Source organism: Chryseobacterium capnotolerans (genome assembly GCF_021278965.1).
Taxonomy (GTDB): domain Bacteria; phylum Bacteroidota; class Bacteroidia; order Flavobacteriales; family Weeksellaceae; genus Chryseobacterium; species Chryseobacterium capnotolerans.
In genome coordinates, this window is record NZ_CP065589.1 from 726616 (window position 1) to 750543 (window position 23928).

Sequence of the window (23928 nt, forward strand, 5' to 3'; positions counted from 1 at the left end):
AGCCTGATTATAGTATTTCTTTGGGAGGGGCTGAATTTTATATTTTAAATTCAATTCAGGATGATGGTAGTATAAAATTGGCAGAATATCATGTTACTATTGGTGCATTTGAATCAATTAATGAGTATTTAAAAGGTTTTCAAAAATTAAAAGCTAAGATCTCTTTCCAAAAGTTTATAAAAAACATTAGAAAGTACAATAAATTTATTGTTTTAACGAAAGGTGACGAAAATGAATGGAGCCGTTTCTCTAAAAATGTAATTACTATACCTAATCCTCAAACATTTAAAATTAATCAAAAGGGTTTAACTTTACCAAGAGAAAAGCTTGCCGTTGCTGTAGGACGATTTGAACCTGAAAAACAATTGGATCAACTCATATTAATTTGGAAAAGAGTTGTAGATAAATACCCGGACTGGAAATTGATTTTAAAAGGATCTGGGAGTCAAAGGGATTATTACCAAAAGCTTATTGATGATAATAATTTGAAATCGAATGTTTTGCTAGAGCAGCCAGGTGTAGAAATGGATGCTTTTTATCGAAATGCATCTATGTATTTGATGGCTTCCAAATTTGAAGGATTTTCTTTAGTGATATTGGAGGCAATGCAGTCTGGTTTACCGGTTGTAGCTTATAATTGTAAATATGGGCCCTCAGAGCTTATAAGTGACGAAGAAAACGGTTTCTTGGTACCATTAAATCATAGTGAGGATTTTTTAGGAAAAATTTTTAAGTTAATAGAAGATGAAGAGCTAAGAAGAACAATGTCGGTTAAGGCTATTGAGAATGCTAAAAAATATGAAATCGAAAAAGTGATGGATATTTGGAAAAACCTTTTTGAGAAGTTACATAATGATAAATAAGATTTATTTAATACAAGCCCACCAATATCCTGAGCAATTATTTCGAATGATTAATAGATTGAATGAGGAGGGTACTCTTTTTTATATTCATATTGATTTTAAATCTGATTTGAATGAATTTCAGAAAATTATAAAGGGGGAAAATATTTTTTTTATAGAGAATAGAGTTGATTGTATTTGGGGAGATTTTTCGCAGGTTCAGGCAACACTCAATATGATACAAGAAGTTTTGAAAATAGATTATAATCCTAATACAAGGGTTGTCTTATTGAGCGGTCAAGATTATCCAATAAAATCACTAGACTTCATTAACGATTTTTTTGAAAAACATGAAGGCTTTTCTTTTATCAATATTGAAAATATAACCCAGTCCGGTAGCCATCATTTAAAAAATCTTAAGGCTTTTAAGCTTAATCATAGTAGCCAACGATATGACTTTACAATGATTTCAAAATATCATTATAAAAGTATTATCAAAGGAATAATCAATAGAAAAATTCAATTTAAAGATCTAGTATTAATTTTCAAAACAAAGAAACTTCCCTTTCATATTACATTCTATAGAGGGTCAAATTGGTTTTCTTTTAATTATCTTACATTGCAAAAAATAATTGATTTTTATAATGATCATAAAAATGATTTAGAATTTTTTTTCAAACAAACTTTGTGCCCTGACGAAATCTTTTTCCATAGTATACTTATACATCTAAAAAAAGATGATAATACAATAAATATTATGCCTTCACTTACTTATGATAATTGGATTAGGGAAGGAGTTGAATTACCTGTTACATTCAAAAAGAAGATATGCATGAGCTATTATCTCAACCAGAGTATAAGTTATTTGCTAGAAAATTTGATACAAGTTTAGATTCTAGGGTGTTGGACGAATTGGATAAAATATAAAATTATGGCTAAAGTATCGATCTTAGTTCCTATTTATGGAGTCGAAAAATTTATTGAAAGATGTGCTATTTCTTTATTTGAACAGACCTTTGATGATATTGAATATATATTTGTAAATGATCAATCAAAAGATAAATCCATTGAAATTCTTGAAAATGTTATTTTACGTTATCCAAACCGAAATAAGAATATTAAAATAATAAATCATATTGTTAATAAAGGATTAGCCGGTGCTAGAAATACAGGGATAGCAAATGCAACAGGAGATTATATTTTACATATTGATAGTGATGATTATATAGAATTAAATACAATTGAATTATTATATAACAAAGCGATTAATGATAATGCGGATATAGTAGTTTGTAACTTTTTTCTTGAATGGAGTCATACACAAAAGAAAGTAATTCAATCCTTTAATGGAAATGTAAACATTTTTATCGAAAATATCTTAGCGGGAAAGATTGTAACATCAGTGTGGAATAAGTTGATCAAGAGGAGTTTATATGTAGATAATAATATCCATGCAATTGAAGGTGTTAATTTGGGAGAAGACTTTGTAACAATTCCAAAGCTTATATATTATTCTCAAAAGATTTCAAAAGTGAGTGATTGTTTGTACCATTATGTTCAGATAAATGCCAATTCATATACAAAAAAGATATCCGATAAAAATATAGAAAATTTAGTTAGTGTATATTCAGAATTAGAAATTTTTTTTAAAAATACACCTAATTCTAAAGATTTCTTATCTTCAATGCGTAAAAGTAAACTTATCAAGAAGATAGAGCTTTTATTACGATCAAATCGGGAAAATTTTGATAAAATTGTAAACTTATTTCCCGATACAGATAATATACAGAATGTAAATTTTTTAAATGGTAGAGATAAAATAGTATTTTACTTAATGAAAAGAAAAAGTAATACGGCATTGAAGGGGTATATAAATTTATATAGCAATTTGTTTTTATTGATTCAGAAGATAAAGGGTAGGTAATAATTATGGAAAGAAAAGGTAAAATTGAGTTTAATTTATTAACTGTATTAACTTATTTAGTGTCCCCATTTTTGGCACTTCCATTAATTCTATATGGAATGATAAAAAACATGCGAATGAGTGCCTTTTTTTATGGTATTTCCGTTGCATTTGTAAGCTTTTTATATATTCCACCTTTTGAATGGGATAAAGCAAGGCATATGGAGTTTTACAATTTTTCAAAAATTCTATCATTAAAAGAATTTTTTGAAATAAATTTTAAATCTCAGCCTGATTTTATATTCAGACTTCTTTTGTTTATTGGGGCTCAAATAAATATCAATGTTCACTATATATTTTTCTTTGTTACCTTTATAACGGTTTATCTAATTTTTAAAGTTTACTTTAAAGAATATAATAAACCTAACATAATAGGGAAATATAGCCTATTAATAGTACCTCTTTTTATTTTCTCAATATCATATACAGATATAATATCGGGATTGAGATATACTCTTGCAATTAGTTTTATCTTTTACGGATATTATACGGGGCTCCTAGAAAAGAAGAAATCCTCTGTAATATGGATTCTATTAGGTGTATTTACACACTTTTCTGTAATTCTATTTGCTCTTTTATTTATTTTTTTTCCACTCACTAAAAATATAAAATTGAAGTGGCTCAAACTTGCTCTATTATTTTCAACCTTTTTTATATTGATACCCGAAAAAATAATGTTACAATTTTTTGTAGGTATAGGTATGGGAGATGTTGTTGATGCAAAACTTAATGCATATTTAGATAAAACAGTAATCGTAGAAGTAGATAGCTTTGCCGTGAAAGTAATCAATTTTTTTAATGTAATTTGGGTAATTATCTTAAATGGCGTTTTATTATTAAGAAAAAATAAGAATGAGTCAGTTTATGTGAGAATACTGATGATATTACTTATAACGACTAATATATTTATTTCATTTCCTATTATTTACAATAGATATAATTTGTTCTTAAAATTGTTCTTGGTACTTTTTTTGCTTAGAGAAGAAGTCCAATACAATAAAATCAAACTAACACTTGTATTTACTACTTTTCTTTTTATGATCTTTTTTAATCAAATTATAGTGATGAGAGTTGTTTTGGTGGATATGCTTCAGCCAGAGTTTCAAAAATGGAGCTTTATCTATACTATTTTCGAAAATAATTTTGGATTAAAAGATATTAAGTAAAATCAATATAGTTTTATATAGTAAAAATTTCATAAATACATTATTAATATACTTTTATAAATGAGAATAGGCTTACTAGTTGGAGATATTACTAGACCAGGAGGAACTGAGAAAGCGTTAATAAGTTTGATAAAGCTTTTTGGCAAAGAACACGATTTTGTAATTTTCAGCCCTGCATCTAATGAGGAAAATGTACCTTTTATAAAATCCCGAGTCAGGTCAAAGTTCATCATTTTAATTTGAGAAGTATTCCTAATACTCTATTTGATAAAATCAAATGGTATAAAAAGTTTTATCAACTTTTAAAAAAAGAAACTAATAAAGAGTTATTTGATTATTTAATAGGGTATGGACATAGTATGAGTATTATATTATCTTTTTTTTCCAAAAATAATATGAGCCTATATGCCTACGAGCATGCAGACTATCAAACAATGCCTGTTTTGACAAAAATGCTTGTAAATATGCTATATAAGAAATTGACTGGTATTATTGTTCTATCAAAACCAGCTTATATTAATTTTAAGCATTTAAATAAAAATGTATTGGTAATCCCTAATTATATTGAAATCCCTGATAATCAAACTGGAAATATAAAGAAAGATAGGATTATTATGGTAGGGAGATTAAGTGAAGAAAAAGGCTATGAAAGAATAATCCCCATTGCAGAAAAGCTAAAACAAGATTTTCCTACTTGGATGATCGATATTTTTGGTGATGGCCCTTTAATGAATCATTTAGAACAGCTCTATTTAGATAATGATCTGATGAATGTAAAACTGCATGGTTCAGTAAAAAATATCAATCAAGAGTTAAATATCGCGAAAATTTTTATCATGACATCGTATACCGAAGCTATGCCGTTTGTTATTTTAGAAGCTAAAACTTTTGAGTTGCCTGTTATTGCCTATGAAAATGAAGGGGCTAAGCTTTTAATTTCAGACAGTATTGATGGCTTTTTAATTAAAGAAAATGATACTGTGGCTTTTTATGAAAAGTTGAAAAGCTTAATTTTAAATGAACAAGATCGGATTGAAAAAGGGAAAAAGGAAGGCAAAGCCTTTCGGAATATAGTACAGAAGTTGTGAAAAATAAATGGAACAAAATATTTAATTTAAGGTCATGAAAATTGTTTTCGATAATATTATATTTTGGTTACAGAGATCTGGAGGTGGCTCTGTTTATTGGACAGAGTTGATAAAGAGGTTTAACAATTTGGAAGGTATTGATGTGAAGTTTTATGATGAAAAAGAAAATTGTAATAATATATTTAGGAAAGAGATCAAATTAAAAAATGTATCTATTGAAAATTTTCTGCATCTAAAAATAAGGAGATATTTAAATTTCAGGGAAAGAATTGAAGAAAAGAGCATTTTTCATTCTAGCTATTTTAGAGTCTCCAAATCTAAAAACGCTATCAATGTTACCACAATACATGATCTAACTGCAGAGAAATTTACTACAGGGCTTGGTAGATTTGTTAATTATCATCAAAAAAAACATGCCATAAAAAACTCAGATGGAATTATATGTATCTCTGAGAATACGAAAAAGATTTACTGGAGTTTTTTCCAGAAGTGGAAAATAAAAAAATAAGAGTTATTTATAACGGTGTCAGTGATGATTTCTTCAAAATTGAACATAATTTTAATTTAGGTGAAATAGACAAAAGGTTCTTATCCTTAGAAGATACTAAATATCTTTTGTTTGTCGGACGTAGAAATTCATATAAGAATTTTCATTTGGTGGTAAAAGCTGCTTGTCTGGTTAAAAGTGAATATAAATTAGTCATAGTTGGAGAAGAATTGAATAAAGAGGAATATGCTTTAATTAACAAATATTTAGGTGACCATTTTATTATTTTCAATAAATTGGATAATAATAAATTAAATTATTTATATAATAAAGCTTTTGTTTTACTATACCCTTCTCTTTATGAGGGGTTTGGTATTCCTATTGTTGAGGCAATGAAAGCACACTGTCCTGTAATTGCAGCAAATAATTCGTCAATACCAGAAGTTGCTGGAGATGCTGCAATTCTTTATGATAATATTAATGAAAATTTAATTGTGGATGGAATTAAAAAGTTGGAAAGTACATCATTTAGAGCTGATATAATTAAAAAAGGTATTCAACAATTTCCTAAATTTGACTGGAATAAAACATATTTAAATTATTTAGAATTTTATAAAGAACTATATGATGGGAAATAAATTAACACAATATGGTTTTTTTGGGGTGCTAAAGATGGCATTGAATCTGTTTAAAACAAAGCTGACATTTTCTAACGCCCGGATTATTCGTTTCCCAATTGATATAAGAGGGAAAAAATTTATCAAAGTTTCGAAAGGATTCACAACAGGTGTGGGTTGTAGAATGGAAGCTTACCCAGAACATAACCAAGCTACTATGTTTTTTGGGGAAAATTTTCAAATGAATGACTATGTGCATATTACTGCAATAGAAAAGGTGCAAATCGGAAATAATGTACTTTTTGCAAGTAAAATATATGTCTCAGATTGTTCTCATGGGAGCTATTCAGGAGATGAAAATGACTCAGATCCTACTTCAATTCCACACGATAGAAAATTGTTTTCAAAACCGGTCATTATTGAAGATAATGTTTGGCTAGGAGAATTTGTTTCTGTTTTACCAGGAGTTACAATTGGTAAAGGCACTATTGTTGGTGCAAATTCGGTGGTATCAAAAAGTTTACCACCAAATGTGATTGCAGTGGGAATACCTGCAAAACCTATAAAAAAATATAATTTTGAAACCCAACATTGGGAAAAAATATAAAAAATACAAATCTACTTTACTATGAAAGATATATTGATAACAGGGGGAGCTGGTTTTATAGGATCTAATCTTGCTTTAAAACTTATTGATAAGGGTTATAATATTACGGTGTTGGATAATCTTTCGCCACAAATACATGGTGAAAATCCTACTGAAACGTCACCATTATATTTAAGTATTAAAGATAAAGTGAAATTTATCTTGGGAACAGTTACTAGCGAAGAAGATTGGAAAGATGCTATTAAAGGTCAGGATGCTATTATACATTTTGCTGCTGAAACAGGGACTGGACAGTCTATGTATGAAGTGAAAAAGTATATTGATGTTAATATTAATGGTACTGCTTTATTATTAGATTTATTAGTGAACACAGAGCACAAAATTAAAAAAGTAATTGTTGCTTCTTCACGTTCCATCTATGGAGAAGGAAAATATATTAGTCAAGAATTGGGGGTTGTATATCCTACACAACGTACTGCGGATTATATGGATCTAGGAGATTTTGAAGTGAAATATCCTGGCTCCTCAGCATTGACACTAGTAGGAACGGACGAAACATCTAAAATTCACCCTTCTTCTGTTTATGGAATTACCAAACAAAATCAAGAACAGATGATTTTAACGGTTTGTTCTACAATAGGGATTGCTGGTGTTGCTTTCCGGTACCAAAATGTTTATGGACCAGGACAATCTTTAAAAAACCCATATACTGGAATTTTATCTATTTTTTCTACTCAAATTAAAAATGGGAACAGCATTAATATTTTTGAAGATGGAAAAGAAACTAGAGATTTTGTTTTCATTGATGATGTTGTGGATGCAACGATTTTAGGTTTAGAAAAAGAGGAGGCAAATAATCAAGTTTTTAATGTAGGAACTGGAGTTGCAACTAATGTTTTAGAAGTTGCTAATGGACTTGCTAAAAATTATGGAGTTGATGTTCCTATAAAAGTTTCAGGAAACTATCGTTTAGGAGATATCCGTCATAATTATGCTGATTTAACAAAGATAAATACTCTTTTAGGTTTTGAGCCAAAAGTTACTTTTGAAAAAGGTCTTAAGAAGTTTACAGATTGGGTAAATACTCAGGAAATACAAAAAGATCAATACCAAAAGTCGATTGATGAAATGAAAGCTAAAGGATTATATAAATAATATATTTGTGGATTTACATGCATTAAAAGGAAAAAATATCTTATTTTTTTTAGTAAAAAATTTTGGATCTTATAATCTAATTGTAGATAAATTAGAATCATATGGTGCTAATGTCATCCATTATGATGAAAGGCCTGCCAATAATAATTTTACAAAAGGTATTTTAAGAGTTGCTCCTAATTTGATAAAAAATAATATTATCCAATATTATAACTCAATATTAAAGGATCTGGACAACATAGAATTGGATTATGTGTTGGTCATTAGGGGGGAAGTTGTTCCTGCATTTTTTAAAAAAAATTAAAGAGAAAAATCCAGATTGTACTTTAATTTTTTATAACTGGGATTCTTTTAAAAATACTCCTAATACATCTGATCATTTAGATTTGTATGATAAGTCATTTTCATTTGACCTGGAAGATTCAAAGAGATTTCAAATTAATTTTCTTCCACTTTTTTACTATGATCAGTTCAATATTGGTTTAAATGATTCTACGGTTAAAAAATATGATTTATTGTTTTTAGGAACGGCCCATTCAGATCGATATATTATTGCTAATAAACTTAGTAAATGGTGTACTGAGAATGGCCTTGCATCATTCAATTATTTTTTTATGCAAGGAAAATTAGTCTATTTTATTAAACGTATACTAGATCCTACCTTTAAAAAATTTGATTATAAAAAATTGAGTTTTAATTCCTTGACGACTTCGGAAATGGTAGATTTTTATAAACAGTCAAAAGTAGTTTTGGATATTAATCATCCTTATCAGACAGGGCTTACTATGAGGACGTTTGAGGCGATTGGTGCAAACAAAAAGCTTATTACTACCAATTCTGAAATAAAGAAGTATCCTTTTTATAATGAAAATAACTTTTATATTATTGATCGGGAAAACTTAATTGTAGACAAGAGTTTTTTTGAAAATGATTTTCAACCATTAGAAAATAATCTATATCAAAAATTATCTATGGAGGGGTGGCTAGAAAGTTTGTTTACAAAAAGAATGTAGAATACTGGAATAGGATGTTGAAAAATTAATATATTGAAGAAGATGTATAAAAATTTTTTCAAAAGACTTTTCGATTTTTTTATTGCACTTTTGGGGTTAACTATATTATCTCCAATCTTTATTGTAGCTGTGATTGGTTTGTATTTTGCCAATCGTGGGAAACCTTTTTTCTTCCAGGAAAGACCAGGGCTTAATGAGAAAAAATTTAAAATCATTAAGTTTAAAACAATGAACGATAAAAAAGATGAAAATGGAAATCTTTTATCAGACGCAGAACGGATGACTGCCATTGGGCAAATTGTTCGAAAAACTTCTCTGGATGAAATACCTCAGTTACTTAATGTGATTAAAGGAGATATGTCTCTCATTGGACCACGTCCGCTTTTGGTACAGTATTTACCACTTTATAGTGAACACCAGGGAAGAAGACATGAAGTTAGGCCAGGTATTACAGGATGGGCACAAGTGAATGGAAGAAATGCTATTTCTTGGGAAGAAAAATTTAACTTTGATGTTTGGTATGTAGAGAACATATCATTTATATTAGATGTGAAAATCTTCTTTTTAACTATAAAAAAGGTATTTATCAGAGAAGGAATTTCACAAACAGGGCAGGCAACAATGGAACCATTTAAAGGCAACAATTAGAAAAATGAAAAAAATAGCAATTATTGGAGCAGGAGGATTTGGACGTGAAGTAAAAATGCTGATTGATCATATTAATCAAAAAGAAAATCAATTTGAGCTTATAGGTTTTTTTGATGATAAAGAATATGATGGTCAAATTAATGGACTTCCACATTTGGGAAAAGTATCAAGTGTAAACGATATTGATTACCCCCTTGGAATAGCAGTAGCTATAGCAGATCCAAAAATTAAAAAAAGAATAATTGAAGGTATTAATAATTCTAATATTGAATTTCCAAATTTAATTCATCCAACAGTTATTATTGGGGATGACAATGTTAAATTAGGTCAAGGAAATATTATTTGTGCAAGTGCTATCATAACAGTTGATATTGAAATTGAAGATTTTATTATTTTAAACCTTTTCTGTACTGTAGGTCATGATACTAAGATTAAGAGTTATAGTTCTTTCATGCCAAGTGTGAATATTTCAGGGGAAGTAATAATCAATAATGGGGTATATGTGGGAACAGGTGCTAAAATTATCAATTTACTCGAGATAGGTGAAAATACTATTATAGGAGCTGGAGCAGTTGTTTCTAAAAGTCTTCCTGCCAATTGTACAGCTGTTGGTATTCCTGCTAAACCAATAAAATTTCATGAATAAAATGTCACAAAAAATCTGGCTTTCCTCACCACATATGGGAGGCAACGAGCAAAAATATATCAACGAAGCATTTGCTGAAAACTGGGTGGCCCCTTTAGGGCCTAATGTAAATGGATTTGAAGAAGATCTTGAAAAGTTTTTGGGTGAAAATGTAAAAGTAGCAGCTCTTTCTGCAGGGACAGCAGCGCTTCATCTTGCGCTTATTGAATGCGATATAAAGCATGGAGATGAAGTAATCTGCCAGTCTATGACATTCTCAGCTTCAGCTAATCCTATTGCCTATTGCGGTGCAAATCCTGTTTTCGTAGACAGTGAGCCGGATACATGGAATATGTGTCCAAAAGCATTGAAAGAAGCAATTGAAGATAGAATTCAAAAAGGTAAAATACCTAAAGCCATTATTGTCGTTCATTTATATGGAATGCCGGCAAAAATGGATGAGATTACAGTTATAGCTCAAGAATATCAAATTCCAATTATTGAAGACGCCGCAGAAGCATTAGGTTCTACTTATAAAGGACAATCTTGTGGAACTTTTGGCCGTTTTGGAGTTTTAAGTTTCAATGGAAATAAAATTATTACAACTTCAGGAGGTGGAGCCTTAGTTTGCCATAACCAGCAAGATAAAGATAAAACGGTTTTTCTATCTACTCAGGCCAGAGACAATGCCCCTCACTATCAGCATTCTCATATTGGATTCAACTACAGAATGAGTAATATTGTTGCAGGGATCGGAAGAGGGCAAATGGAGGTTTTGAAAGATAGAGTTCAAGCACGCAGAAATATGCATGACTTTTATGTGGAGATCTTTAAAGATATTAATGAAGTAGAAGTTTTCTCTGAACCCAATTCAAACTTTTATTCTAATCATTGGCTATCAGCAATCATTGTTGATCCAGAAATTACAGGGAAAAATAGAGAAGAATTAAGATTGGCTTTCCTTGAAGATAATATTGAATCAAGACCACTTTGGAAGCCAATGCACTTACAGCCGGTCTTTGAAGGAGCTCCATACTATGGTGGAAATATTTCCGGGAAACTATTTGATAACGGGCTATGCCTGCCTTCGGGTTCTAATCTGTCTGATGAAGATAGAGAAAGAATATCAAAGGTGATAAAAGCATATTTCGGGTCCTAATTTTTGAAAATAAATGAATCAGTATAAATATTGGAAAATTATTTTTGATTTTATCCTTGCGATAATGTTAACTGTTTTTCTGATACCATTGCTGATTATTTTATTTATCATTGCTAGTTTGGATACTTCTTCCAATGGGATTTTTTTTCAAGAAAGAATCGGACAACACGGAAAAACTTTTATCATTTTTAAATTTAAAACTATTCACGAAAAGAATAGGAGCTGTTCAAAAATAGGAAGAATACTTAGAAAATTTAAATTAGATGAGCTTCCCCAGTTATTGAATATTATAAAAGGTGAGATGAGTTTTGTAGGTCCAAGACCTGATGTCAAAGGCTATTATGATCAACTTAAAGGTACAGATAGAAAGGTACTGGAATTAAAACCGGGACTAACATGTGAAGCCAGTATTGTATATAGGAATGAAGAAAATATTCTTAAAATACAGGAAGATCCTTTAAAATATAATGACGAAGTATTATTTCCACATAAAGTTAAAATGAATCTTGAATATTTGAAACATTTATCATTTAAAAATGATGTCAGGATTCTATTGAATACTTTATTAATTATTTTAAAATAAAAAATTATATATAAATTTTCAATTGTTATGAAAATTAAAGAAACTCCACTTAAAGATTGTTATATCATAGAGCCTACTGTATTTGAAGACGACAGAGGTTACTTCTTTGAAAAATTCAATGAAAAAAGATTCGAAGAACTTACAGGAATGAACGGACACTTTGTTCAGGATAATGTTTCCAAATCTTCTTATGGTGTATTAAGAGGACTTCATCTTCAAAAGGGAGAGCATGCTCAGGCTAAATTGGTATCCTGCCTTGAAGGAAGTGTGTGGGATGTTGCAGTAGATCTGAGAGAAGATTCCCCAACCTTCGGACAATGGTTCGGGATTGAACTTTCTGCTGAAAACAAACTACAGCTTTATGTACCAAGAGGTTTTGGACACGGTTTCTCTGTATTAAGTACCAATGCTGTATTCTCTTATAAATGTGATAACTTTTATAATAAAGAATCGGAAGGAAGCGTAAAATTCAATGATCCCGATATTAATATTGATTGGAAGATTGATGAGAAAGAGGCAGTTCTTTCAGAAAAAGATCAAAACGCCCCAAGTTTTAAAGAAAAAAACTTCTAAGTATAACACTGAAAACCACTTTTTTAAAGTGGTTTTTATTTTTGTAATCTTTACTCTTTAATATTTTGTATCTTTGCAGACTCAAAATCAAAAAGATGCGTACAAAATCGGTAGGGAAGAAAAAAATCAATGTAGTTACACTTGGATGTTCCAAGAATGTATATGACTCTGAAGTATTAATGAGCCAGCTGAAAGCCAATGGAAAGGAAGTTGTTCATGAAGACCGTGGAGATATTGTTGTGATTAATACCTGTGGATTTATTGATAATGCTAAAGAAGAATCTATCAATACCATCCTTGATTATGTAGAAGCAAAGAACAGAGGAGAAGTAGAAAAAGTATTCGTTACAGGTTGTCTTTCTGAAAGATATAAACCGGATTTGGTTAGAGAAATTCCAGACGTAGACCAGTATTTTGGTACAAGGGACCTTCCGATACTATTAAAACATCTTGGTGCAGATTACAAGCACGAATTAGTAGGAGAGAGGTTAACCACAACTCCGAAACATTATGCATACCTTAAAATTTCAGAAGGATGTGACAGACCTTGCTCATTTTGTGCTATTCCTTTGATGAGAGGTGGCCACGTTTCTACTCCTATTGAAAAATTAGTCTCTGAAGCTCAAAAACTGGCTAAAAAGGGAACTAAAGAATTAATTCTTATTGCTCAGGATCTTACTTATTATGGACTTGATATTTATAAAAAACGTGCATTAGGAGATTTACTGAAAGAGTTAGTAAAAGTAGAAGGAGTTGAATGGATTCGCCTTCATTATGCTTTCCCAAGCGGTTTCCCGGAAGATGTTTTGGATATTATCCGTGAGGAGCCAAAAGTTTGTAATTATATAGATATTCCTCTTCAGCATATCAATTCTGATCTGTTGAAATCAATGAAAAGAGGAACTACCCATGAGAAAACGGATGCGCTTTTAGGGAAATTCAGAGAAAAAGTTCCGGATATGGCCATCAGAACAACTCTTATTGTGGGATATCCCGGAGAAACTGAAGAGAGATTCCAGGAGCTTAAAGACTGGGTGAGAGAACAGAAATTTGATAGATTAGGTTGTTTTACCTATTCTCATGAAGAAAATACAGGTGCCTATGTGCTGGAAGATGATATTCCACAGGAAGTAAAAGAAGCAAGGGTAGAAGAAATCATGGAATTACAATCTCAGATCTCTTGGGAAAAGAATCAGGAGAAAGTAGGAAAAGTATTCAGATGTATTTTCGATCGTAAAGAAGGAAACTACTTTATCGGTAGAACAGAATATGATTCGCCTGATGTAGATAACACCGTTTTAGTATCTGCTGAAGATACTTATATTTCCATTGGAGAATTCGCTGATGTGAAGATTACTTCTGCTGAAGAATTTGATTTATATGGTGAATTAATATAGAAACATAAAACATTATTAATCAGGAAGAAAAAGTTTAGCTTTCTGAGATAAAAAAACAAAAATTAATAAGGTTTAACAGAAATAATTTTATGTTAAATTTTTTAAATTGTTGATTTTCAGTATATTATAGCTTTGAATGTTAAGATTTTTTAATTTTCTATCATAAAGTATGTAAATTAAAAAATTATGTCTTAAATTTGCGCCATAAGCAATGTTTTTAAATCATGTGCTATCAATAAGTTATTTATTAAAATTGGGCTAAAAATTCAAAAATCTGTTTTTTTTATTTATATTAGCCTTAAGATAATAATCGCAAGTTGAGATACATTTTCCCTTTGGAAATATTGATGAAAAATAATGTAATTAAAATCTTTAAAAACTTATGAAAAAATTTTTATTAACAGCAACAATGCTCGTTGCCTTTACGGCGCTTTCACAGGCTCAGCAAGGGCGAGTGGGGATTAACACAACCACACCTGCCGCGACTCTAGATGTAGTAGCCAGTACTGATGCTACTAGGCCTGATGCCTTATTAGTCCCTCGTCTATCAAGAGCTGATTTAGAAGCTAGAACTTCGGCTTATGCTGATGGTAATACTACTGCTGCGAGTGCTCAGAATGGAGCGCTTGTATTTATTAACGCACTAGGAGGTGCGGGAACTGGTAAAACAGTAAATGTTACAGCCACAGGATTCTATTATTATGATGGTACAAATGGTAATAATGTTTGGAAGCCAGTAGGTGGCGGTGGTGGAACCCAGCGATATGAAGTTATTAAAGGAGGTGTAGCCAATGTTACAGCTGGTACTTATACAGTTGGTGCCAATGATTATGTAATTAACACTCAGGCTGGAACTGGTGGTGTTGTCATTACTTTTCCTAATCTTACAGCAGCTGATGCTGGACGTGTTGTATTAGTATTTAATAATAATCCGTCTAGTCAGGCGAACACTATTTCAGGAGTTACTGGACAAACAGGTAATAACGCACTTAGAGGTAGAACAGTCACTTGGACAGGAACACAATGGGTAAGTATAGGTTTATAATCTCTAATTTTATTAATAACTTAAATTTTTTAAACAAGATGAAAAATATATTTAGCCTTTTATTATTTGCTGGATTAGGGACTATGGCTTCTGCTCAAGTTCTTACGAATCAACCAGTAAACCCCACCATTACAAACTCAAACGTATTATTAGATGGTAGTACCAACTTTAGTACAGAATCTGGTGCTCAGCCAAATGTTGGTAAAGGAATTATCATTCCAAGTGTAGACCTTGTTAATTTCGAATTCGATCTTACTTTAGCTGATGGAGCTACTTTCCCAACAATGTTTGATGGTATGGTTGTATACAACAGAGCTACGGGTACTACTTTAACAACAGGAAATAGATCTTCAACAGCAACAGCAGTTACCCCTGGATATTACTTCTATTTTAACCCAAATGGGTTTAATAGTCAAGATGTGAAACCAGGTGTTTGGAGACCATTAGGTGGTGCTCCTACCTCTCCTAAGTTTGATGTAACAACTGCAGCAGCTGGAACTGCTACTAACACATTAGTTGCTGGTGCTCAGGTGTATGCTATTAAAGGACAATTTACAACTACAGGAACTAGTACTGCTGTTACAATTACACCTCCTACTGGTATTACATCAATGTATGGTATCACTATTTATAAAAAAGCTGGTGTAGGTACAGGTAATGGTAATAAAGTTGTTTATGCTAGAGATTTGTATTCATATGATACGGCAACAGGTGCTGCGGTTACAGGTTCTCAGAGCATGTCAGTAGTTTACCCACAAGATACATACGAATATATCTTAGAATACTTAAAATAAAAAAAATATTTAATTACATATTAAACCAACGATAACTCGTTGGTTTTTTTATTTGGTCTTTATATTCATTTATCATTTATATTTGTTGACGTGGTTATATGCTTTAGATTCGATTTTTGACGAAGAAATAATGATATATGCTAGCTTCATTTAACTTTTTAGCTGCTTGTTCACAAATCTTCAGTCAATATTCATAATGACATTCGCTAATACATTTGATTGTAAAAATTGTATGACTGTAGCTAAGCATCTTATTTTTTTATATTATTAATTGAGAATTAGCCCTAAAATGATTTTAAGGAGGATTTAATTAAATTTACAGCAAGAATGATGTTAAGTAAAAGTTTTAATGCCTATGATATTAAATATGTGATTTTGCTTTGTTCATTATATGATCCACTAGTATAAGAATAAGAAATTACTGGTATCATATTTTCCATCAAAAAAGCTTTTTAATCTGATTTTTAACTCCTATTTTTGAAAACGATTACAAAGAAAAGAAGATCTTTATATCCATGATGCATAAAAAAGTATGATTATTTTTTACTACTAATTCAGTCATTGTAAATAATGAAGCTGATATTGTTGTTAAAATAAATGTGAATGATGGTAATTTATAGCCCTGGAGCTATTCTACCAGCCATTTTATCCTATAGTAAACCTTAACACTTTTAGCTTTTTAAAACTCAATTTTATGTATATAATCAATATTTTGTATTTTTATAACATGTTGATTTTTAGTAAGTTAAAATATTTAATTTTCTAAATTATGCATAAATTAGTTAATTAAATTAACATTTACCTTGTTTTTTTAACACTATTTAACAGGTGTGTTTAAAATCCCTATTCATAGGAGGTTACAGGGGTGCTTAACATATAATTTGGTTTTTGTTAACAGTTTTTAACAATTTGAGTAGGGAGTTAATGAGATTCCTGATACTTTTGCCCTGTCAAACAATAAAAATTTCAAAATGATGAAAAGATTCATTCTCGTAATCATAATGATGATTTCAACTTTAGGTATTTATTCATTTACGAATAATGCCTTAGATGCGAAAAAAACAAGTTATGCATCGTACTACCACGATAAATTTAACGGTAGAAAAACAGCTAGCGGAGAAATCTTTGATAATTCAAAGTTTACTGCAGCAAACAGAACGCTTCCTTTTGGAACAAACGTTAAGGTTACTAACCTTAAGAATGGTAAAGAAGTAATAGTGAGGATTAATGATAGAGGCCCTTTCCATTCATCAAGATCTTTAGATATGTCTAAAGCCGCGTTCGATGAGATCGGAGATATCAGTCATGGTACAATTCCGGTTGAATATGAAATTGTCGATTAATCTTATGATTTAAATTAAAAAAAAGCCAGCTGATTTTAGCTGGCTTTTGTGTTGATAGATATCATGCTTTTATACATCCAATTCTAATAAAGCAGGACAATGATCTGAATGAACTGCTTCCTTCAAAATAACAGCTCGGCTGAGTTTATCCTTTAAGCTGTAAGAAGTGAAGTTATAATCCAGTCTCCAGCCTTTATTTCTTTCCCTTGAATTTTGTCTGTAGCTCCACCATGTATAATTGTCCGGTTCATTGTTGAAGAATCTGAAACTGTCAATCAGTTCACATTCATTGATGAAATTGGTCATCCATTCTCTTTCCATAGGAAGAAATCCTGAAACATTTTTTAAGCCAACAGGATTGTGGATATCAATAGCCTCGTGGCAGATATTAAAATCACCGGATATAATAAGGTTAGGAATTTCTTTTTCAAATTCTTTATGTATTCAAGGAAATCATGGCAGAACTGCATCTTGAAATCAAGTCTTTCAATATTCGATGCGGAGGGTACATATACTGAAATAGCAGAAAACCCATCAAAATCAGCCCGAATAATTCTTCCCTCATTATCATAACTTTCGATACCGCAGCCATATTCTACATGATTAGGTTTTATTTTTGACGCGATTCCAACACCGCTATAGCCTTTTCTTACTGCTGAATGCCAATAACTGTGGTATCCTAATTTTTCAAGGCTTTCGATGTCTATTTGATCGTTTCCGGCTTTACTCTCCTGAATGCATATCACATCCGGATCAGCAGTCTTCAGCCAGCCCAGAAAATCTTTAGTGAAAGCTGCTCTGATTCCGTTGACATTGTATGTAATTAATCTCATTAGTCTTCTGTAAATATTTTAAAGTTTTCGTTGTATTTTGATGGGATAAATTCTGTGATTTCATAATCTGCGACCTGATAGATATGGAAAGGATCTTCTTTAATGATGTTTTCAACCTCATTTTGAGAGGGAGCATTACAGATAATAATTCCTCCGGTTCTCGGCTCTTTTCTTCCGGAAGCAATAAATAGCCCTATATCATAATATTTTTGAAGAAAAGAGTTGTGTTCCGGAATATAGCGTTCTACATCTTCAATTGACCCTTTATAGGTAAGCGAAATAATGAACATATTTTTATTTTGTACGAAGATAGGAACTCTTACAGACTCTAAAAAGAAGGAGGAAGAATATCTGGATATATTTTAGTTGTAAGAAATAATAAATCGGTTTTACAAGCTGTAAAACCGATTTATAAAAAATTAAATCTTATATTATTTATTATTTTGCGTTTTCAAAAACAACTTTGCCATCTTTAGAAAGTTGAATATCATTACCTTTACCTCTAAGTTCATAATGGTCATTTTTATACCAAATTCCTGATGCTGGTCTTTGGCCTTTTAGCTCCAGATTTTCACCATTAAAAACTAAAGTCGCGATGTCTTTGGAATTGTCAAAAGTTACCTCCACTGTTTTTCCGCTCTTATCTTTTAAAGTACTTTTTACTATATCAGTAGTTGCTGCTGTGGCTGCTGAATCTTTAGCTGGAATGGAAGAAGTAGAATCCGTAGCTGGAGTGGTTTCTTGATTTGTAGTAGAAGCTGTTTTTTCCTGTTTGCAGGATGCTAATAGTAGGGTAGAGAATAATGCAATTCCAAAAATGCTTTTTTTCATAATTTATATTTTTTAATACAGTATAAATTTACAAACAGTTAACAGGATAAGCAATATCTATGCATGAATTAGATTCTGTTTTACTAATATTTTCATTATTCAATGTAAAATATAAATTGAATTGTTTTTGAGATAGAAAAATAACGGAATTTATTATCCATGTATTGGCTGTTATATCAAAAAAAGCGGGAAAAATCAATTGATTTTTCCCGCCTTAAACCCAAAATTAAATAAACTATGAAAAAAACTACTTGGGTTCTAAAATGCTGATAGGAATGATACATTCTTCCAATGAGATTCCACCATGCTGGTAGGTTTCTTTATAGTAATTTACAAAATGATTGTAGTTCTTAGGGTAAGCCAGGAATATATTGTTTTTAGCAAAAATATATTTTGAACTTAGATTTCCTTTTGGAAGGAAAAGTTTTTCAGGGTTGGTAATAGCCCATACATCACTGTCATCATACGTTAAGCTTTTACCTGTTTTATATCGGATATTAGTAGAGGTTTCTCTGTCACCTACTACTTTGCTTGGTTTCTTAACATAGACGGTTCCATGGTCTGTTGTGATCACTAATTTATATCCGTTTTCAGCTGCCGTTTTGATAATCTTCAGTAACGAAGAGTTTTCAAACCAGTTAAGCGTAAGAGAACGGAAAGTCTTATCATCGCGAATAAGCTGGTCTACAATATGGTTGTCCGTCTTGGCATGAGAAAGAATATCAATGAAGTTATAGACAATTACCAAAAGATCATTGTTTTTATGCTGATTGAAATCATCATAGATCTTTCTTTCAAAATCTGCATTCAATACTTTTAAATACTTCATAGACTTGGACCCAAGACCAATTCTTTTCATCTGATCTTCCAGGAAGTCACGCTCGAATTCATTCTTGTTTCCTTCTTCATTATCATTAAACCACTTGTCGGGAAAACGTTTTTCAATTTCTGATGGCATTAAACCCGCGAAGAATGAGTTTCTTGCATATTGTGTAGCAGTTGGAAGGATACTGTAATAATAATCTTCCGAAATTTTATTATAATATTTGGTAAATAATGGTTCAATTACTTTCCACTGGTCATAACGAAGGTTATCCACCATTAATAAAAGTACTTTCTCTTTTTCTACCTCTGGTTTTACTTTTTCCTTAAAAAGGGTATGGCTCATCAAAGGTTTATCGGAATCCGTAAGCCAGTCTGCGTAATTTTTTTCAATAAACTTGGCAAACTGAATATTAGCTTCTTCTTTCTGTGATTGTAAAAGATCAGCAAATTCATTATCTGCTACTTTATCGAACTTAATTTCCCAGCTTAGGATCTTTTTATAATATTCCGCCCAATCCTGATACGTTCTAAGGTAAGAAAGTTCCATAGAAAGGTTTCTGAATTCCTGTTGGTATTGTAAAATGGTTTTTTGTTCTACAAGATTATCCTGCTGAAGATTCTTTTTTAAAGAAAGTAAAATCTGATTAGGGTTTACAGGCTTTAGGATATAATCTGCAATTTGGGAACCGATTGCCTCTTCCATAATGTGTTCTTCCTCACTTTTGGTCACCATGACAATCTTTAAAGAATTGTCTTTTTCCTTAATCATAGGAATGGCTTCCAGCCCGGAAATCCCTGGCATATTCTCATCAATGAGTGTTAGGGCAAATTTCTCTGAATCCATAAGCTCCAAAGCCTCATTCACATTGTTAACAGGGGTTACCTGATAACCTTTCTTTTCTAAAAATACGATATGAGGTTTAAGTAAATCTATTTCATCATCTATCCATAATATCTTTTCTGACATAATTTATTTTTTACATGGTTATTCTATCAAAATGTTGACCAAATCCTTTTAAAATCTCACAAAATAGGAAGTTTAAAAGTTAAATATTAGTTAAATGAAAATGGTCTGTAACACTTCCTGCTTCTGTACAATTTAATTCTTATTTTTTATATACAGCAAAGCTCTTTCCAAAATCTCATCTTTCCCACTTTTTATTCCTTCTACAGTTGGTTTTATAAGGATATCCGGAATAATTCCGATCCTTTGCGTTTCTCTGCCATCAGGATAATAAGCGCCAAGACCTGTAAAATAGGTGTCTAAATCTGCGATTTTAAACTTGATAATATCTCCATTTGCACCTGAAGTATTACTTCCAATCACTTTGGCTTTTGGATGCTGTTTAAACATCATGGTTGTGGTCTCTGCCTGGCTTTGCGTGTTTTCATCTACCAAAACTATGACGTTTCCTTTATAATAATCGGGATTCTTTCTACCAATATTGTTCTTCCTGCTGTAAAATTTTCCAGGGTAGGTGGTTTCCGGGAAGTTAAACTGATAATAAGTGGTTGATTGAGGAAGTAACAATTCACTTAAAGGGATGATAGTAAGTTTTGGGTAATTTCTGAGGTCGAAAATAATGGACTCTGTATATTTCAAATTTTTGTACATTTCATTTACTTCATCTTTAGCAAGAATTCCCATATTGACGTAGCCGATTTTCTTTTCTTCATCCAGAAACTTCCATTTTTGTGGAGTTGGAACTTTTTAACGATAATATCTTTAATAAAATAAGTTTTTGCTACAACTTCTATATTTTGTCCGTTCCTTTCCAATTTAACAGAAAGAGAATCCTGATTGCTGAAAAGGAGTTTGCTTTTTAGCTTATTTACTTTCCCCCATGAGTTGGAGGCAGGAATATATTTTCCAAGGCTGTTGACCATTTGTGGAATTGTTTTTCCATTTACATCATAAATAACATCCCCGATATTAAAAGGTGTTTTCTCGTGCAGTCTGTTATCATTAATCTTTGTGACAATCAATCTTCCTTCTGCATAAGAATATTCTAATGGCAGCTTTCTGTTTCCATATTGATGAAGGCTGATCAGTGGTGAAAAAAGAAAAGCATGGGAATCATCAATCTTGGTTACCAATTCTGCTAAGGCCAACTGATAATCCTCGTCATTATTGATTGTAAGAAATTTTGGGATCATTTCTGCCAAAACCTCATTCCATTTTTGATCTGTTTGATATTTGTAAGGAAAAAAATATTCCACATAATTCCAATATCTGAAGAGCTCCAATAAACTGATTTGTTTGGAAGTAAATTGTGATCCGTAAGAATGCTCATTTTTGAAAAATATTTTTCGTCCTCCTTTTCCAATAAAATGATTGTTGTCAGTGTTGCGGTTCTTTTCAATATATCGAAGCTTTTGAGAAGTTATATCAGTAAATATATTGGAATTATCTATCCAGCTTAAGTCAAAGTTTTTCAGGAAATAAGTTTTATCGGCTTCCGGAATGCATTCTGCGCATTCATTAATTTTTCCAAGATCTGTAATCCAATTGGAGTACAAATTGTTCAATGCTGCTTTGTCATTGATTCTTTCAAGTTCATTGATCTTTTTGAAAAGCTGCTGGTCCCAGTTCAGATTACCTTTTGCTACATGAGGGTGATAATACTTTAAAAACCCCCAAACTCTGCAAAGAGATTCCAGTTTTTGATTTTCAGATAAAATCTGTGCAGGAAAATGTAGACTTAAAAAGAAGAATAAAATGAAAAGAGAATGTTTTCTCATCAAAAAGAATTGGTTTTTCTCAAAGGTAAGTGATTAATGCAAGAATGACAAAGGTTTTTTGATGAATAATTAGAGAGGGAAGCAGGGAGTTGGAGGAAGGAGGTTATTGGGAGTTTATTAATGAAATAGTAGTTCATACATATTAAATTATTCTCAAAAAATATTTTCAAAATCAATAACTTTAATTGCTTATTGCAGATGATAACTTCCAGCCTCCCTCTTCCAGCTTCCTTCCTTTTAATACTAATTTAATCATCCTTCAAATTAAAAATCCCTAACTTTGTTTACTTATATTGACGTTCCAATGCAGAATAAGCTAAAAATTATCAATGATCCTGTTCATGGATTTATCAAAATTCCTCACGAAATTTTATTTGATATTATTGAACATCCTTATTTCCAGAGATTGAGAAGGATTGGCCAGACCGGTCTTTTGAATCTGATTTTTCCGGGAGCTACCCATACAAGGTTCCATCATGCGCTGGGAGCCATGCATTTGATGTTTACAGCTTTAGAAACATTGAAACAGAAAGGCGTTAAAATTTCTGAAGAAGAAGAAAAAGGAGCAATGTTGCCTATTTTAATGCATGATATAGGGCACGGGCCATTTTCCCATGCTTTGGAAAATATGTTAATGGATGACTGGCACCACGAAAAGCTTTCTTTATTGCTGATGAATAAGTTGAATGAAGAATTTAATGGTGAGCTATCCATGGCTATTGAAATGTTCCAGGGTAAATACCACAGAAAGTTTTTTAATCAGCTGATCTCATCTCAATTGGATGTAGACAGATTGGATTATCTAAAAAGAGATAGTTTTTTTACGGGAGTATCAGAAGGAAATATTAATACCCAGAGAATTATTTCCATGATGAATGTATGTGAAGAAGGAGAGCTGGTTATTGATGCAAAGGGAATTTATTCTATAGAAAACTTCTTAACAGCAAGGATGTTTATGTATTGGCAGGTCTATTATCATAAAACATCTGCATTAGCAGAATTTTTATTGGTGAAAATTCTTGAAAGGGCAAAATATCTGATTTCTCAAGGAATTGAACTTCCGGCAACAGAGAATCTTAAATATTTTTTATATCGTGGAAAGAGTGCAGCAACAGATGAAGATATAGAAAGATTTACCAGTTTAGATGATAATGATGTGATTCAGGCTATGAAAGAATGGCAGAATTCTGATGACTTTGTTTTGTCTTATTGGTGTAAGAGTGTTATTCAGAGAAATCTTCCAAAGACCATTATTTCATCCCATCCTTTTGATGAGAGAATTATTGAAGAAAAAATAAAAATCACCAATGAATTTTTTGAAATTGCTAATGGGAAAGAATTGGTTCATGAGATAAAAAGAAAACTTTTGCCTTACGATACCGAAAAGCAACCGATTTATTTATTGCAGAAAAATGGTAAAAAAATGAAGCTTCACGAATCAGAAGATCAACTTTTATCAGGGTTGATGGTCAATAAAACGACCCGTTATATTCTTATGTTTCCAAGAGATATCTCCCGTTGAGATTCTTAAATAATATTAAAATTGAATATCTGAAATCAAAAAATGTTTGCAAATTATAGAATTTCTTATC

Annotated in this window: 26 protein-coding genes and 1 pseudogene; 21 read left to right on the top strand and 6 right to left on the bottom strand. The window is 31.2% G+C overall.

Going from position 1 to position 23928, the window contains the following annotated elements; all coding sequences use genetic code 11:
• Positions 1 to 20: 20 nt before the first annotated feature.
• From H5J24_RS03365 to H5J24_RS03460, 20 genes are all read left to right on the top strand, one after another.
• Positions 21 to 863, top strand: a complete 843-nt coding sequence (locus tag H5J24_RS03365) for a glycosyltransferase (RefSeq protein WP_232816025.1) — start codon at positions 21 to 23, stop codon at positions 861 to 863.
• Positions 853 to 1734: a beta-1,6-N-acetylglucosaminyltransferase gene (locus H5J24_RS03370; RefSeq protein WP_232816026.1), complete on the top strand. Its 882-nt coding sequence runs from the start codon at positions 853 to 855 to the stop codon at positions 1732 to 1734. Before H5J24_RS03365 ends, H5J24_RS03370 begins: the two co-directional genes overlap by 11 nt.
• A gap of 39 nt (positions 1735 to 1773) precedes the next feature.
• Positions 1774 to 2766, top strand: coding sequence for a glycosyltransferase family 2 protein (locus H5J24_RS03375; protein WP_068944391.1), 993 nt, complete (start codon positions 1774 to 1776; stop codon positions 2764 to 2766).
• Positions 2767 to 2771: 5 nt separating this feature from the next.
• Entirely contained in the window at positions 2772 to 3971 is a 1200-nt protein-coding gene (locus H5J24_RS03380) for an EpsG family protein (RefSeq protein WP_068944390.1), read from the top strand.
• A 239-nt stretch (positions 3972 to 4210) separates the two neighbouring features.
• Entirely contained in the window at positions 4211 to 5059 is an 849-nt protein-coding gene (locus H5J24_RS03385; protein ID WP_232816027.1) for a glycosyltransferase, read from the top strand.
• A gap of 34 nt (positions 5060 to 5093) precedes the next feature.
• Complete coding sequence (locus H5J24_RS03390) at positions 5094 to 5567, top strand: glycosyltransferase family protein (RefSeq protein ID WP_232816028.1); 474 nt, start codon at positions 5094 to 5096, stop codon at positions 5565 to 5567.
• Positions 5549 to 6184 (top strand): glycosyltransferase family 4 protein, encoded by a 636-nt coding sequence (locus tag H5J24_RS03395; protein WP_232816029.1) that lies wholly within the window; start codon positions 5549 to 5551, stop codon positions 6182 to 6184. Before H5J24_RS03390 ends, H5J24_RS03395 begins: the two co-directional genes overlap by 19 nt.
• A complete protein-coding gene (locus H5J24_RS25470; protein ID WP_283250759.1) occupies positions 6171 to 6770 on the top strand; it encodes a DapH/DapD/GlmU-related protein in 600 nt (199 codons plus the stop codon). The genes H5J24_RS03395 and H5J24_RS25470 overlap by 14 nt, the downstream gene beginning before the upstream one ends.
• A gap of 21 nt (positions 6771 to 6791) precedes the next feature.
• Positions 6792 to 7925 (top strand): NAD-dependent epimerase/dehydratase family protein, encoded by a 1134-nt coding sequence (locus tag H5J24_RS03405; protein WP_068944386.1) that lies wholly within the window; start codon positions 6792 to 6794, stop codon positions 7923 to 7925.
• Positions 7926 to 7932: 7 nt separating this feature from the next.
• Entirely contained in the window at positions 7933 to 8229 is a 297-nt protein-coding gene (locus H5J24_RS03410) for a hypothetical protein (RefSeq protein WP_232816030.1), read from the top strand.
• The gene (locus H5J24_RS03415; RefSeq protein ID WP_232816031.1) at positions 8177 to 8938 is read left to right on the top strand and encodes a WaaS/CpsH family glycosyltransferase; all 762 of its coding nucleotides are present in this window, start codon (positions 8177 to 8179) and stop codon (positions 8936 to 8938) included. Before H5J24_RS03410 ends, H5J24_RS03415 begins: the two co-directional genes overlap by 53 nt.
• A 42-nt stretch (positions 8939 to 8980) precedes the next feature.
• A complete protein-coding gene (locus H5J24_RS03420; protein WP_068944384.1) occupies positions 8981 to 9586 on the top strand; it encodes a sugar transferase in 606 nt (201 codons plus the stop codon).
• 4 nt (positions 9587 to 9590) lie between these two features.
• Positions 9591 to 10232, top strand: coding sequence for an acetyltransferase (locus H5J24_RS03425; RefSeq protein ID WP_068944383.1), 642 nt, complete (start codon positions 9591 to 9593; stop codon positions 10230 to 10232).
• 1 nt (position 10233) lies between these two features.
• A complete protein-coding gene (locus tag H5J24_RS03430) occupies positions 10234 to 11370 on the top strand; it encodes a DegT/DnrJ/EryC1/StrS family aminotransferase (protein ID WP_068944382.1) in 1137 nt (378 codons plus the stop codon).
• A 13-nt stretch (positions 11371 to 11383) separates the two neighbouring features.
• Positions 11384 to 11953, top strand: a complete 570-nt coding sequence (locus H5J24_RS03435) for a sugar transferase (RefSeq protein ID WP_068944381.1) — start codon at positions 11384 to 11386, stop codon at positions 11951 to 11953.
• A gap of 27 nt (positions 11954 to 11980) precedes the next feature.
• Complete coding sequence (gene rfbC / locus H5J24_RS03440; protein WP_068944380.1) at positions 11981 to 12526, top strand: dTDP-4-dehydrorhamnose 3,5-epimerase; 546 nt, start codon at positions 11981 to 11983, stop codon at positions 12524 to 12526.
• 95 nt (positions 12527 to 12621) lie between these two features.
• Positions 12622 to 13923 carry a 30S ribosomal protein S12 methylthiotransferase RimO gene (gene rimO / locus H5J24_RS03445; protein ID WP_068944379.1) on the top strand — a complete coding sequence of 434 codons (1302 nt, stop codon included), beginning with the start codon at positions 12622 to 12624 and terminating at the stop codon, positions 13921 to 13923.
• Positions 13924 to 14305: 382 nt separating this feature from the next.
• Entirely contained in the window at positions 14306 to 14968 is a 663-nt protein-coding gene (locus H5J24_RS03450) for a hypothetical protein (protein ID WP_068944378.1), read from the top strand.
• 83 nt (positions 14969 to 15051) lie between these two features.
• Positions 15052 to 15762, top strand: a complete 711-nt coding sequence (locus tag H5J24_RS03455; RefSeq protein ID WP_232816032.1) for a hypothetical protein — start codon at positions 15052 to 15054, stop codon at positions 15760 to 15762.
• Between the two features lie 971 nt (positions 15763 to 16733).
• A complete protein-coding gene (locus H5J24_RS03460) occupies positions 16734 to 17105 on the top strand; it encodes a septal ring lytic transglycosylase RlpA family protein (RefSeq protein ID WP_027374598.1) in 372 nt (123 codons plus the stop codon).
• A 69-nt stretch (positions 17106 to 17174) separates the two neighbouring features.
• Here H5J24_RS03460 and H5J24_RS03465 read toward each other — a convergent pair.
• The 6 genes and pseudogenes from H5J24_RS03465 to H5J24_RS03490 all read right to left on the bottom strand — a co-directional run bounded on the left by H5J24_RS03465 (position 17175) and on the right by H5J24_RS03490 (position 22336).
• Positions 17175 to 17938: pseudogene (locus H5J24_RS03465) on the bottom strand (exodeoxyribonuclease III).
• Complete coding sequence (locus H5J24_RS03470; protein ID WP_068944375.1) at positions 17938 to 18228, bottom strand: YciI family protein; 291 nt, start codon at positions 18226 to 18228, stop codon at positions 17938 to 17940. The pseudogene H5J24_RS03465 and the gene H5J24_RS03470 overlap by 1 nt, the downstream one beginning before the upstream one ends.
• A 148-nt stretch (positions 18229 to 18376) precedes the next feature.
• Entirely contained in the window at positions 18377 to 18769 is a 393-nt protein-coding gene (locus H5J24_RS03475; RefSeq protein ID WP_068944374.1) for an MliC family protein, read from the bottom strand.
• A 247-nt stretch (positions 18770 to 19016) separates the two neighbouring features.
• On the bottom strand, positions 19017 to 20561 hold the full coding sequence (gene porX, locus H5J24_RS03480; protein ID WP_068944373.1) for a T9SS response regulator signal transducer PorX: 1545 nt from the start codon (positions 20559 to 20561) through the stop codon (positions 19017 to 19019).
• A 132-nt stretch (positions 20562 to 20693) separates the two neighbouring features.
• Positions 20694 to 21242, bottom strand: a complete 549-nt coding sequence (locus H5J24_RS03485) for a S41 family peptidase (protein ID WP_232816033.1) — start codon at positions 21240 to 21242, stop codon at positions 20694 to 20696.
• Positions 21215 to 22336, bottom strand: coding sequence for a PDZ domain-containing protein (locus H5J24_RS03490; protein ID WP_232816034.1), 1122 nt, complete (start codon positions 22334 to 22336; stop codon positions 21215 to 21217). Before H5J24_RS03490 ends, H5J24_RS03485 begins: the two co-directional genes overlap by 28 nt.
• Positions 22337 to 22640: 304 nt before the next feature.
• Between H5J24_RS03490 and H5J24_RS03495 the strand changes: the two genes are divergently transcribed.
• On the top strand, positions 22641 to 23858 hold the full coding sequence (locus H5J24_RS03495) for an HD domain-containing protein (RefSeq protein ID WP_068944371.1): 1218 nt from the start codon (positions 22641 to 22643) through the stop codon (positions 23856 to 23858).
• Positions 23859 to 23928 lie beyond the last annotated feature (70 nt).

Bases quoted from the DNA above. Each gene is read 5' to 3' on its own strand.
- H5J24_RS03370 (WP_232816026.1), top strand. From the start codon at position 853: ATGATAAATAAGATTTATTTAATACAAGCCCACCAATATCCTGAGCAA.
- H5J24_RS03375 (WP_068944391.1), top strand. From the start codon at position 1,774: ATGGCTAAAGTATCGATCTTAGTTCCTATTTATGGAGTCGAAAAATTT.
- H5J24_RS03380 (WP_068944390.1), top strand. From the start codon at position 2,772: ATGGAAAGAAAAGGTAAAATTGAGTTTAATTTATTAACTGTATTAACT.
- H5J24_RS03390 (WP_232816028.1), top strand. From the start codon at position 5,094: ATGAAAATTGTTTTCGATAATATTATATTTTGGTTACAGAGATCTGGA.
- H5J24_RS25470 (WP_283250759.1), top strand. From the start codon at position 6,171: ATGATGGGAAATAAATTAACACAATATGGTTTTTTTGGGGTGCTAAAG.
- H5J24_RS03405 (WP_068944386.1), top strand. From the start codon at position 6,792: ATGAAAGATATATTGATAACAGGGGGAGCTGGTTTTATAGGATCTAAT.
- H5J24_RS03415 (WP_232816031.1), top strand. From the start codon at position 8,177: ATGTGTTGGTCATTAGGGGGGAAGTTGTTCCTGCATTTTTTAAAAAAA.
- H5J24_RS03420 (WP_068944384.1), top strand. From the start codon at position 8,981: ATGTATAAAAATTTTTTCAAAAGACTTTTCGATTTTTTTATTGCACTT.
- H5J24_RS03425 (WP_068944383.1), top strand. From the start codon at position 9,591: ATGAAAAAAATAGCAATTATTGGAGCAGGAGGATTTGGACGTGAAGTA.
- H5J24_RS03430 (WP_068944382.1), top strand. From the start codon at position 10,234: ATGTCACAAAAAATCTGGCTTTCCTCACCACATATGGGAGGCAACGAG.
- H5J24_RS03435 (WP_068944381.1), top strand. From the start codon at position 11,384: ATGAATCAGTATAAATATTGGAAAATTATTTTTGATTTTATCCTTGCG.
- rfbC (WP_068944380.1), top strand. From the start codon at position 11,981: ATGAAAATTAAAGAAACTCCACTTAAAGATTGTTATATCATAGAGCCT.
- rimO (WP_068944379.1), top strand. From the start codon at position 12,622: ATGCGTACAAAATCGGTAGGGAAGAAAAAAATCAATGTAGTTACACTT.
- H5J24_RS03450 (WP_068944378.1), top strand. From the start codon at position 14,306: ATGAAAAAATTTTTATTAACAGCAACAATGCTCGTTGCCTTTACGGCG.
- H5J24_RS03455 (WP_232816032.1), top strand. From the start codon at position 15,052: ATGGCTTCTGCTCAAGTTCTTACGAATCAACCAGTAAACCCCACCATT.
- H5J24_RS03460 (WP_027374598.1), top strand. From the start codon at position 16,734: ATGATGAAAAGATTCATTCTCGTAATCATAATGATGATTTCAACTTTA.
- H5J24_RS03470 (WP_068944375.1), bottom strand. From the start codon at position 18,228: ATGTTCATTATTTCGCTTACCTATAAAGGGTCAATTGAAGATGTAGAA.
- H5J24_RS03475 (WP_068944374.1), bottom strand. From the start codon at position 18,769: ATGAAAAAAAGCATTTTTGGAATTGCATTATTCTCTACCCTACTATTA.
- porX (WP_068944373.1), bottom strand. From the start codon at position 20,561: ATGTCAGAAAAGATATTATGGATAGATGATGAAATAGATTTACTTAAA.
- H5J24_RS03485 (WP_232816033.1), bottom strand. From the start codon at position 21,242: ATGGGAATTCTTGCTAAAGATGAAGTAAATGAAATGTACAAAAATTTG.
- H5J24_RS03490 (WP_232816034.1), bottom strand. From the start codon at position 22,336: ATGAGAAAACATTCTCTTTTCATTTTATTCTTCTTTTTAAGTCTACAT.
- H5J24_RS03495 (WP_068944371.1), top strand. From the start codon at position 22,641: ATGCAGAATAAGCTAAAAATTATCAATGATCCTGTTCATGGATTTATC.